The sequence below is a fragment of the Erysipelothrix enhydrae genome, from assembly GCF_035066605.1.
GTDB classification, from domain to species: Bacteria; Bacillota_I; Bacilli_A; order Erysipelotrichales; family Erysipelotrichaceae; genus Erysipelothrix; species Erysipelothrix amsterdamensis.
Genome location: NZ_CP125807.1, coordinates 46,286 through 58,681 on the forward strand (window position 1 = coordinate 46,286; position 12,396 = coordinate 58,681).

10 protein-coding genes and 1 other annotated feature are annotated in these 12,396 nt (G+C 36.8%); all 10 genes read right to left on the reverse strand.

The annotated features are described in order from the left end of the window. Window positions 1-48: 48 nt before the first annotated feature. Window positions 49-1,131 carry a galactose ABC transporter substrate-binding protein gene (locus LLS04_RS00210; RefSeq protein WP_254006660.1) on the reverse strand — a complete coding sequence of 361 codons (1,083 nt, stop codon included), beginning with the start codon at window positions 1,129-1,131 and terminating at the stop codon, window positions 49-51. A gap of 85 nt (window positions 1,132-1,216) precedes the next feature. Further along, window positions 1,217-2,233 carry a LacI family DNA-binding transcriptional regulator gene (locus LLS04_RS00215; protein ID WP_323611299.1) on the reverse strand — a complete coding sequence of 339 codons (1,017 nt, stop codon included), beginning with the start codon at window positions 2,231-2,233 and terminating at the stop codon, window positions 1,217-1,219. A 71-nt stretch (window positions 2,234-2,304) separates the two neighbouring features. Beyond that, window positions 2,305-2,826 (reverse strand): DUF2812 domain-containing protein, encoded by a 522-nt coding sequence (locus LLS04_RS00220; RefSeq protein WP_323611300.1) that lies wholly within the window; start codon window positions 2,824-2,826, stop codon window positions 2,305-2,307. An 83-nt stretch (window positions 2,827-2,909) separates the two neighbouring features. Continuing rightward, window positions 2,910-5,495: a valine--tRNA ligase gene (locus LLS04_RS00225; RefSeq protein WP_323611301.1), complete on the reverse strand. Its 2,586-nt coding sequence runs from the start codon at window positions 5,493-5,495 to the stop codon at window positions 2,910-2,912. Next, window positions 5,452-6,042: a GNAT family N-acetyltransferase gene (locus tag LLS04_RS00230; protein WP_323611302.1), complete on the reverse strand. Its 591-nt coding sequence runs from the start codon at window positions 6,040-6,042 to the stop codon at window positions 5,452-5,454. Before LLS04_RS00230 ends, LLS04_RS00225 begins: the two co-directional genes overlap by 44 nt. Before the next feature lie 31 nt (window positions 6,043-6,073). Beyond that, window positions 6,074-6,277: a binding site (T-box leader), on the reverse strand. Between the two features lie 67 nt (window positions 6,278-6,344). Then, window positions 6,345-7,367, reverse strand: coding sequence for a sugar-transfer associated ATP-grasp domain-containing protein (locus LLS04_RS00235; protein WP_323611303.1), 1,023 nt, complete (start codon window positions 7,365-7,367; stop codon window positions 6,345-6,347). Between the two features lie 56 nt (window positions 7,368-7,423). Then, window positions 7,424-7,999, reverse strand: a complete 576-nt coding sequence (gene yihA / locus LLS04_RS00240; protein ID WP_003775342.1) for a ribosome biogenesis GTP-binding protein YihA/YsxC — start codon at window positions 7,997-7,999, stop codon at window positions 7,424-7,426. After that, window positions 7,999-10,314, reverse strand: a complete 2,316-nt coding sequence (lon, locus tag LLS04_RS00245) for an endopeptidase La (RefSeq protein WP_123171314.1) — start codon at window positions 10,312-10,314, stop codon at window positions 7,999-8,001. Before lon ends, yihA begins: the two co-directional genes overlap by 1 nt. 46 nt (window positions 10,315-10,360) lie before the next feature. Next, window positions 10,361-11,632 (reverse strand): trigger factor, encoded by a 1,272-nt coding sequence (tig, locus tag LLS04_RS00250; protein ID WP_323611304.1) that lies wholly within the window; start codon window positions 11,630-11,632, stop codon window positions 10,361-10,363. A gap of 114 nt (window positions 11,633-11,746) precedes the next feature. Further along, complete coding sequence (locus tag LLS04_RS00255) at window positions 11,747-12,382, reverse strand: hypothetical protein (protein ID WP_323611305.1); 636 nt, start codon at window positions 12,380-12,382, stop codon at window positions 11,747-11,749. Window positions 12,383-12,396 lie beyond the last annotated feature (14 nt).

A 12,396-nucleotide genomic window follows, 5' to 3' on the forward strand; every position in this document is an offset into this window, starting at 1 on the left:
AGTGTGCCGTTAAGCACACTTGAGATTAAACATTAACGTATTTTTAAATTATTGAGCGTCACGTTCTGCGTAACGTTTTACTGCTTCTTCTACAGTTTCTTTACGAGCTTCTGCACGTTTAAGTTCTGCTTCTTCAGGTTTAGTTACCCCAACATAATCATGCCAGTAGTAAGCTGAAACATCTTTACCTTGTAATAATTCAAGAGCTACATCAACTGCTGTATGTGATTGGTTAAAGTGGTCATTTAGAACTGTACCAGTTAACTTACCACCTTTTAGAAGTTCAATAGCATCCGGAATCGCATCAACACCAACTACAAAGATGTCTTCGCCGACTTTACGTCCTGCAGCTTCGATTGCTGTAACAGCACCAACTGCCATACCATCATTATTTGCAAATACTACTTCTAATTTATTACCAAATTGTTCTAAAGCGTTTGCTGTAAATTCTTGTCCTTTAGCTGTATCCCAGTTTGCTTGGTAAGGTTGAGCTAAAGCATTTGTTTTAACGCCTTTTTCTTCAAGACCTTTAACTGAGAACTCTGTACGTTGTTTTGCATCAACGTTTGCAGGGTCACCCATTAAAGTAATGTAACTTACAGATCCATCGCCATCGATGTCACCTTTGTTTTCAAGGTTTGCAATCATGTAACCTTGGATAGTTCCTGATTGTGTTGCATCAGCTCCAACATAAGTTGTTTTTCCTGGCCAGATTTCTAATTCTTGTGTTTCTGGTTCGCGGTTAATAAATACAACTGGAATGTCTTTTGCTTTTGCTGAATTGATAATTGAACCTGCTGCGGTAGGGTCAACCATGTTTGCGATAATTAAATCTTTACCTTGAGCGATAAAGTTATTAATTTGCTCTGTTTGGTTTGCTTGGTCTTGCTTACCATCTTGAATATCAAGTTTGTAAGTATTTCCATCTTTTTCCCCTACTTCTTTAAAGTATGATGCAAGTTCTTCACGATATAGAGTCATGAAGTTATCATCGAATTTATAGATTGCAACTCCGATGTTGTATGTCTTTCCACCTTCATTAGCATTTCCTTCTGCTCCACCTTTTGATGAGCATCCGAATAAAGTAAGCGCTAACAATGATACCAAAATCAATTTACTCAATTTCTTCATCTGTACTTCCTCCTGTACTAAATTCTAGTAAATGTTTTACCACTAGCAAGGTCATAATAACTCATGTAAGCGCTTATGTCAACGCTTACAGTAAAGTTTTTACTGAAAATACCGTTTCTCTTATAACCAACTTTGTAGAACAAACAATCTTCACGGGAATAAAACTCTTTGAACTGATCATAAGCGTCAGCAGTTGCGCCGCCAACTCTCCCATATACTTCGTATCCAAAGCAACAGTAGTTAGAGGTGGATTGAAGAACTTAGCACTCGCAATATCGTTATAACCAACAATTGAAATCTGATGAGGAATTGAACCCTTCATTTCCCCTAGTGCACGTAATGCTCCCATCGCAATCGTATCACTTGCGCAAACAAAAGCTATAGGTACAACTTCGTGCTTTAACGCTTCAATGACACTTGCATATCCAGTCTGAGCTGTATACTTTCCAAGGTAAACATTATCTTCATGATAATCAAGCTCAGGATCGTTTTTCATCAATTCATTAAACATACTTTCACGTCGATCGACGTATTCGATTTTGGTTGCACCTAAATATTCACGACCTCCAATATAGCCAATTCGTGTGTGCCCCATCTCCTTAAGATGACCAATAGCGGCTTCTGTCGCACCTTCTAAGTCATGGACAACGGCAGAGTATTTGTGAGAATCAGGATTTGAATCGACAAATACAATTGACGGACAATGACGTTCAAGGTCATTTGCTTGTTGGTGCGAAAACTTCCCAACACATACCAAACCATCCAAGTCATCCTCTAGAAACACATCAACCATGTTCTCTTTATAGTAACGTTTAATTTGAATTTTGTGACTGATACAAAAATTTTCAACACTCATTCGCAACGAGTAGTAGTATGGATCCTCTTCTTCTTCATTACTTGAAATCCACTGTACAATACCGACCATCAATACATCTGCTTTTTTATTTTTCTTCTTAATACGATAATTCAATTCTTTCGCAACTCGAAACACCTCATCACGCGTTTCATCTTTTACACTTAAAGTAGGATCTTCATTTAAAATCCTGGAAACGGTTGCCTGACTTACATGTGCCTTCAATGCAATATCTTTAATGGTAGCCATAATATCCTCCTTTTTTTATTGATTCATGCTTCTATCTTGATTTTAGTAAATTTTTACTTGATTTACCAGTGTTATTTACTAATTTCTTCAAGTACTGCTTTTGCTTTGCGACGAAGTTGGTACGTATACACCGCTAGAACGCCTCCAGCACCAATTATTATAAAATAAAGATTATTTCGATAATTTAGATATAAATAGATGAAAAATACTAACAATGATCCAATAACGATTCCACTAAATCGTTCAATGCGGTGAACCATCATTTTTATTACTTCACTGCGATCATCGTTAAATGAAATAATCGGTTCATTTGAACGCGGTCTTGCGAAATAGTAATATGTACCACCTTTCTCACTGCTATAGGTGCAGATCGATATAAATCCTTGATCGAGATATTGTTGCTTTAAGTCATCATCCATAGGTTCAATGGTATACGCAACTTCAAAGTTTAACTTCGCAGGTTCATTCTGACAAAAATGGTATCCATTGCCATCAAATTGTTCCAGCATCAAACCTTCTTCTGCCTTAGCCTCTAAGTATTGAACCTCTTCTTTAAATTCAATGATCGAAAATGTTGTTTTATCTAATTTCATTTTAATAACCTATCCTTCTAAGTTCGATTATACACGTACAATCCTAAATTAAGCAAATTAAAAGGACCCTGACGGTCCTTTTATTATTGTAATTGCTCTAACACAAGTGCTAATTGACGGCGGTATTCTTCAAGTTTACCACGCTCTTCAAGTACTTTTGTTTCTGGAGCTTTCGCAATAAATTTTTCATTTGAGAGCATTTTTTCAGCACGAGAAATCTCATTCTCGAGTTTTTGTTTTTCTTTTTGGAGCTTTTCAATTAGCGCTTCACGATCGACAAGTTCTTCTTGTATTAATCGAATGGCACCCCCGTGAATGGGTTGTGTAATACTATCTTCTGGCAATGTATTGATTGTAACTTTAGCCATCGACTCAAACATATGGGTGAGCACTTCATTTAATGCATAAGGATTGTTATTTGCATCTAAAAGAGATACATTAAGAGGTTTTGAAGGCTTAACATCATAACTTACGCGAACTTCCCGTACAGCTTGAATCGCTTCAATCATAAAGTCAACTTCTTCAAGATCTCCGGTTTCAATTTCAACTGCCAAAGGCCATGATTCGATATTGATTGAATCCAAATGATTTGGAAGTGCACAATAGATTTCCTCAGTAACAAATGGCATAAATGGATGTAAGAGAATAAGAATATTTTTAAGCATGTGGGATAAGGTTGCTTTCGTTGCATATACAACCTGTGCATCATCACTTTGAAGTCCACTCTTACTTAATTCGATATACCAACTGCAGAAATCATCCCAAACAAAACGGGATAAAGTATTTCCAACAAGTGCAAATTCATATTTATCCATGTTACGGGACACTTCTTCCAGTGTTTGGTTAAATTTATGAATAATGTGGCGATCTACTTGAGATAATTGTGCTTTTTCGATTTCATAAACATCATCTTCAATATGCATCAATACAAAACGTGAAGCATTCCAAATTTTATTTATAAAATTCCAAGATGCCTCAACTTTTTCGGGCATATAGCGCATATCTTGACCTGGAGTTGAATTGGTTGTTAAGAAATAACGCAAGGCATCAACACCATACGTTTCGATCACATCCATGGGATCAACACCGTTTCCTAAAGACTTACTCATCTTACGTCCATCTTGATCACGAATTAATCCGTGGATTAAGACATCTTCGAAAGGACGTGAATTGGTAAAGTAACGTGCTTGGAAAGCCATACGAGCAACCCAGAAGAAAATAATGTCATATCCTGTTACTAAAACATTTGTCGGATAATAACGTTCTAAATCTTCCGTATTTTCAGGCCAACCAAGTGTTGAAAATGGCCATAATGCACTTGAGAACCATGTATCTAAAACATCTTCATCTTGACGCCAATTCTCAATATCTTCAGGTGCTTCAAGTCCAACATAAATTTCCTCAGTTTCTTTATGGAACCATGCTGGAATACGATGTCCCCACCACAATTGACGTGAAATACACCAGTCTTCAATATTATCCAACCAACGCGTAAAGGTATTTTCAAATCGTTCTGGATAAAAATTAATTTTATCATCACCGTTTTGGTGAGCCAGCACTTCATCCGCTAATGGTTTCATCTTAACAAACCATTGTTTTGAAAGATACGGCTCAACAATAACATCCGTACGTTCTGAATGACCAACTTGATGAACATGCTTTTCAATCGAAACAAGCTTGCCATCTGCTTCAATATCGGCAACCAAAGCTTTACGACATTCAAAACGTTCCATGCCTTGATATTTACCCGCAAGTTCATTCATAGTTCCATCAGGATTCATACAAATTGGCATCTCTAATCCATATTTTTCACCAATCACGAAGTCATTAGGATCATGGGCAGGTGTACATTTCATAACACCTGTACCAAATTCAATATCAATATAATCATCCGTAATAATAGGTAAAGACTCTCCATTTGCAGGGTTGATTGCATGTTTACCAACTACATGGGTGTATCGAGAATCTTCCGGATGAACTACAATACAAACATCTCCAAACATTGTTTCTGGGCGTGTTGTAGACACTTTAAGCGTTTCACCGGTTTCCACTACAGTATAATCAAAAGTATAGAAATTACCTTCAACTTCCTTATGAATTACTTCGATGTTAGACAGTGCCGTTTGAGCCTCAACATCCCAGTTGATAATTCGGTAACCTTGGAAAATTAACCCGTCATTGTATAAATCTACAAACACTTTATTTACTGCTTGGTTTAAACCTTCATCCAATGTAAAACGTTCACGAGAATAATCCACAGAAATCCCAAGTTTAGACCATTGTTCTCGAATATGCCCAGCATATTCATCTTTCCATTCCCAGGACTTTTCTAAAAACGCTTCTCGCCCAAGGTCGTAACGAGAAATTCCTTGTTCGCGCATTTTCTGTTCAACTTTAGCTTGAGTTGCAATTCCCGCATGATCCATTCCTGGTAAATAAAGTGCATCCTTACCCAAGAGACGTTGATAACGAATGATAATATCTTGTAGGGTATTATCCCATGCATGTCCAAGATGTAATTTCCCAGTAACATTTGGTGGTGGGATTACTAAAGAATATGGCGTTTTTGATGTATCCCCTGCAGTAAAATAACCTTTCTCAATCCATTCATTGTATTTATTTAATTCAATTTCGTTGTGAGCATACTTCTTCGCTAATTTCTCGGTCATAATATTCCTCCTTGAGTAGTCCATAACATATGACATCTTCATATCCGTCTTCAAACTTTGCCGATTGACGTTTAATGCCTTCTTCAATAAAACCTAATTTACGTGCGACAGCACCTGAAGCTGGGTTACACTTTAAATGTTTCAGTTCCATACGACGCACATCATAATTTTCAAATGCGAAATCCAAGATGGCAGATGCTGCTTCGGTCACAAGACCTAATCCCCAAAATCGTGGATTCAGTGCATAGCCCATTTCATAGACACCTTCTGATGCACTAACCGGCCAAAAGTCGCAGGTACCAATCATTCGTCCATTATTTTTTAAAGTAATCGCAAATGCTTCAGGCCACCCTTTACTGGGGCGGGATAAAAAGACATCCCCGATTACCTGTTTTGTATCCTCAACACTTTGATGAGGTTTAAATCGCGTCATGCGTGATACCTGATAAGTTCGCGCATAAAGATACATATCATCTGCATCTTCCATAACCACAGGACGAAGAACCAATCGTTCCGTTTCGAGTCTTAAATCTGTCGTTGGCTTCATAATTCCTCCTACAAAATAAAAAAAACACCATCCAAAGGACGATGAATCGTGGTACCACCTTAATTTACATACATATGTATGCCTTATTGCCGTTAACGCGGGCCACGTAACATCTTACTTAAGTTCAGACATCAATCTCCCAAGCTACATTCACCTATGCATAAGATTGTTTCACACCAACCAACAATTCTCTTTGCTTAATACAAGGGTTACTCTTCTTGTTCAACGATTTATCTTATTTTATCATATACACACTTACACGTCAATTGAACCCTCGAATATAAAAAAAGAGCTTGCGCTCTTTAATAAGTTTTAATATATTGATCGTAAATTGGTTTTACACCTACTTTTTCATCAGACATACTTGGAATTACTTGGAATGGACCTGTGGACGAATTTCCTTCGATAATCTCCGGACCATCAACCCCAACTGCAACATCCCACCCCATATAACGAACTTGCGGAATTACAAGACATGCTTCTTGAATACTCGAAATAAGTTGTTCATAATGAGGAACTTTAAAACCAATTAAGTCAGTTCCTGTAATTGGATGCTTCGTATGTTGATTACAGTTTTTATCAATAAATGGATATACAACTGTTCCCGATTCATCAAGAATGGTATACATACCCCCTTGACCAATGTTGTCAACGTGACTTCCAAGACCTGATTTTAGGACTGATACCAAAATTCTTGGAATGTTTTCATCATCTAAAAATGTAATGACACGTAAGGTGTTCACACTCGTAGGTGACAATTCATTCATCTTAGGATGTTGCTTGAAGAACTCTTCAATGAGATATTGACGGTTGTCCATCAGTGCAACATATAACTTCTCAAAATCAAGATCTGGATTTTCATTCACATCAACAACTTCAATTCCTCGCCCAACATAATCAGTTGTTCGCTTAGCCATAACCTTACCGTGCTTACGAACAAAAGCTTCAAGACCTTGAGCATCGCTTTCGCGAATATCAAATGTATCACGATGAACGAAATCACTAAAACGCTTCACAAAAATCGACTTATCATCAAAAATATCGAGGTATTCTGGATCGTTATAGTACTTCGCAATACGAGCAGAATGACCTAAAGTAATAAACGTCTCACGTTGCTTACTGTTTAAATCATAAAATTCAAACTCATTGTAATCAACGTAGCCTGCAGTATACTTGAATGAACACCAAACCATATCAAAGAATAGAACGATACGAGAACGACCACTCTTTTCGTGGGCATATTGGATTGCATTCTTAAACCCTGAAAAATCCATACTAAAAAGACGTTTAAAATAATACTTAATTTTCCAAAATAATTTTTTCATTTTCGTCCCTCTCATGTATTCCATAGCAATTAAATTGAATTTAACACTACTTATTATTAAATATTCTGTTCAATAAACTTAATTATTGGATCACGTGTCTCATTTTTAAGAGTTGAAAATTCAAGTACTGTAACATCTGGGAATTCTTTAAATACATCCCGTTTGATGTTATTAATTTTATTCTTTGATAATTTATCAACTTTTGATAAGACAAGTGCATAGCGAATCCCATAATGAATTGCGAATTGAATCATCATAAGATCGTCTTGACTTACGCCACGACGCACATCTACAAGAACGAGCATCACAGATGGGTGACGCAGTTCAAAGTAACTATCCATTAAAGTCCCATAATGAATTTGCTCCTGTTTGGATCGATTTGCGAAACCATAACCCGGCACATCGGTTAAGATGACTTCTTCATTAATATGATAGAAGTTGATTAATCGCGTTTTTCCAGGTGTTTGTCCAACATAAGCGAGTTTTTTACGATTTGTTATGGCATTGATCAATGAAGATTTTCCAACATTTGATTTTCCAACCATGACAATTTCTTTTTGTCCCGTCTCTGGAAATTGAGACGAATGCGCAGCTGAAATAATCAACTGCGCATCATTTGTCTTCCAAGCCATTAAATAAGCGCTTCTTTCAACACTTCTTCAATGGTTTCGCATGGAATAAATGTAACACTTTCCTTAACAACATCGGGAACTTCTGCTAAGTCTTTTTCATTTAATTTTGGAATAACGATACGGTTAATACCTACACGGTGTGCAGCCAGTGATTTTTCTTTCAAACCACCAATTGGCAAGACATTTCCACGCAATGTAATTTCACCAGTCATCGCAAGATTCGCACGTACTTTATTATCCGTTAAAGCACTAATTAATGCAGTGGTGAAGGTAACCCCTGCGGAAGGACCATCTTTCGGAACAGCACCTTCAGGCACATGAACTTGAACGTCATGTTTTTCAAAGAAATCTGGTGCAATGTTTAAGCTACGAGCATGACTCTTAACATATCCCATTGCAATTTCTGCAGATTCTTTCATCACATCACCTAATTGACCCGTCACAACGAGACGACCCTTGCCTTCATAAGTGGTTACTTCGATTGGGAGCACATCCCCACCAAATTGAGTATAAGCAAGACCCGTTACAACACCCACTTGGTCTTTCTTCTCTTTTTGACCATATTCGAAAATAATTTGGCCTAACCATTCGGTAATAAGTTCTTTATTGATTGTGATTGTTTTCTTGCCGTCTTTTAAGATTGCAAGAACTGTTTTTCGACATAATGATGCGATTACGCGTTCTAATTGTCGAACACCCGCTTCACGTGTATAGTGACGAATTACATAGCGTAATTGTGCATCACTCATACGGAATTGAGATTTTTTGAGTCCGTTTGACTCCAACTGTTTCGGTATCAAATGTTCTTTCGCTATATTTAGTTTTTCTTCTTCAGTATAGGAACTGAGTTGAATAATTTCTAAACGATCGCGTAACGCTTCAGGAATATCACCTAAATAGTTTGCAGTCGCAACGAACATAACATTTGATAAATCATAAGGTTCTTCTAAGTAGTTATCGCTAAACATTTTATTTTGTTCAGGATCTAATACTTCAAGCATTGCACTTGAGGGATCGCCCTTGTAATCGGATGCCATTTTATCAATTTCATCGATCAAGAACACTGGATTCACGACACCTGCTTTTTTCATTCCCTGAATAATACGTCCAGGTAATGATCCAAGATAAGTACGACGGTGACCACGGATTTCCGCTTCATCACGTACCCCACCTACAGATGCTTTTACAAATTCACGACCAAGTGAATCAGCAATTGATTTTGCAAGTGATGTTTTCCCAACTCCTGGAGGACCCACTAAACAAATGATTGGCGCTTCTAAATTCCCAGTCATTTCTTTTACTGCAAGATACTCCATAATACGGTCTTTAACTTTATCTAATCCAAAATGATCGTCATCCAGTTTTTCACGTACAAGATTTAGATCTTTAATGTCTTCTGTTTGTTGCCACCATGGTGTCTTCAAGAGCCATTCTAAATATGAACGCACAACTCCAGACTCACCCGATGCTTGGGGTAACATTTCATAGCGACGCAACTCTTCCATTGCTTTTTCTTTAACATACTCTGGATAAGGGTTGTTCTCGATCATTTCGCGGAACTCATCACTGTCCTCACCAACATCACCAACATCACCCAATTCTTCACGAATAGCGCGCATTTTTTCTCTTAGGTAATATTCACGTTGGTTTTCTTCAACACGATCTTTAACTTTCTCATTGATTGTGTTTTCAATCTGAGCAAGTGTATGCTCACGTTGAATTTCTTCAATAATCATAAGAAGTCTTTCATTTACACTAAGTTCTTCAAGTAATTCCTGCTTGCGTTCAAGTTGAAGTGGGAAGTATTGAGCAAATTGATCGCTCAATTGAGATGCAGATACACCCATCGTTAATTGATTAACAATTTCAGTAGGAATCGTTATATTTTGAACAGAAACCTGTTCGATTTCATTTGTGATACGACGAACCAATGCCATTTCTTCATTTTCTTCGCCAATAACATCTTCCAATGCTGTAACGGCACCAAAAAGCATGCGTCCATCATCATTTAATGTATCGATTTTTACACGTTTTAATCCTGTAAATGTAACACGTAAAAAGCCTTGTTTACGTTTAACAGCTTTGATATTAACAAGTGATCCAAACTCAAAAAGTTCATCTTGACGTGGATCGTCCACAAGAATGTCTTTTTGACTAACAAGCACTACTTGTCCATTAAAGAACTTTTCTGCTTCATCAATTGCATTCATGCTTTTATGACGTCCAACCTCAATCATAATTTCTTGTTCTGGAAACACAATAACACCGCGCGTTGCAACAACAGGAACGCTTATTGTTATATTTTTTTCGCTCATAGCAATCCCTCCTTTAAGGATAAAAAAGACGCTAAGCGTCTTTTAATTAAGCAAGAGTTTCTTGTACTAGCTCCATCGCTTTTCGTAATAAGATATCGTATCCGATAGCATCTGGTGAAACTAAGTTTTTAACTTGGTCAAGTTCCATGCCGTATGCTTCAGAAATTGTTGTAAATTCTTTTTCAATTTCTTCGTCTTCTACTTTTAATCCTTCAACTTCAGCAATTTTTTCAAGTGTTAAGCGAGTGCGTACACGTTTTTCTGCATCTTCACGCATTTGTTCTTTAACATCTTCTTCAGATTGTCCAAGAATTTGTGAGTAAAGATCGAAGTTCATACCTTGTTGTGCAAGACGTTGGTTGAATTCATTAAACATTTGGTTTAATTCTTCTTCAATCATTGCTGCTGGTATGTCAATTTTCGCATTGTTTGAAATTGTTTCAACAAGTTCTTCATTTACGCGATCTTCTTCTGCTTGTTCACGTTGTGCTTTAAGATTTTTCTTAATTGAATCTTTAAGTGCATCTAATGATGTAATTTCTTCATCATCTAACAATTCAACAAACTCATCGTTTAATTCTGGTAACACTTTTGTTTTTACTTCGTGTAATTTAACTTTGAAGACAACTGGTTGACCAGCTAGGTCTTCTACATGGTATTCTTCTGGGAAAGTGATATCTAAATCTTTTTCATCTTCTGAAACCATACCGATCATTGCTTCTTCGAATCCTGGAATAAATGAGTTTGAACCAATTTCTAATGTATAGTTCTCGCCTTTACCACCTTCAAATGCAACACCGTCTTTAAATCCTTCAAAATCCATTACAACTGTATCGCCGTTTTCTACTGCGCCATCTTTAAGTTGTAATTCTGCTTGTTCTTCTTGTAATTTAACAAGTTCTGCTTCGATATCTTTAGCAGATACTGTGATACGTTTACGTTTGATATCAAGGCCTTTATATTCGCCTAATTCAACTTCTGGTTTAACCGTAACAATAAATTTCAATGTTAATGCATCTTCAGTCATTGCCTCAATGTCTAATTCTGGTGTTGCTACGGGTTCAATTTTTTGTTCAACCATTCCCGCAACAAATGCTTCATTAGCGATTGCATTAACTGCATCCATCATAATCATTTGTTCGTTTACTTGTTTACGAGCTAATTCCTTAGGTGCTTGTCCTTTACGGAACCCTTGAATTTCAACGTTTTTAATTGCATTTTCTAAAGTTTTATCTTGTGCTTTTTTCCAAGCTTTTTCTTCAACTTCAACAGTTAATAATCCTGTTGAGTTTTCATTTAATGTCCATGTAGATTTCATGTTTGTCCTCCTAGTACTTCACTATTATAACATAACTTTTAGCACAGTCAACACACGAGTGCTAAAAACTTACCACCACTCTATTTTAACTGAAACGAGTGATTTTTGCATTCTTTATACTTTATACAAATAAGTGTTCACTGTATCTAAAATTTCCTCAGCTTTTAAATCTTTAATTGGTACTGGAAATGCGTCGAGTACACGTTGCTCCAGAGCACCAAGACAAAGAATCAATAAACTCGGATTTTCAGATTCAAGCATATCACCCAGTTGTAACACACATGATTGATATGATGTGGATTCAAATGGATTTTCCAATTGCGATGTATCGATCGCATGCTCCGTCATCTTTAACTTTAAATGTAACTCCATATCGATTGATTGATCGATCAAAAAAAACAGAATTTGCTTTTTAATCCAATCTTCGATGTATTCATCTACGAGCCATTTTTTAATATGCGATAGTTCATTACGTAGATTCATTCGTTCCAAAGAAATAATGGCTTTATGTTGTAAAAGTTCATTACCGCGGAATGCTTCCTCTAGGTCTTCAATATCTTCGTAGTATTTACTTGATGGGGTTGTATCAATTCGTAATGAATCACGAATTGTTTGAAGTTGTGTAAAATATGGTTCGGGTACATAAGGCATTCTCAATTCTTCGTCGATAAGCACAAGTGCTTCACGAGTGTTCCCTTCATCAAGAAGGCTCTGAATTGAGTCCATGCAAGTTTCATAATAGTTGTTCATACTTTTCCTTTCAT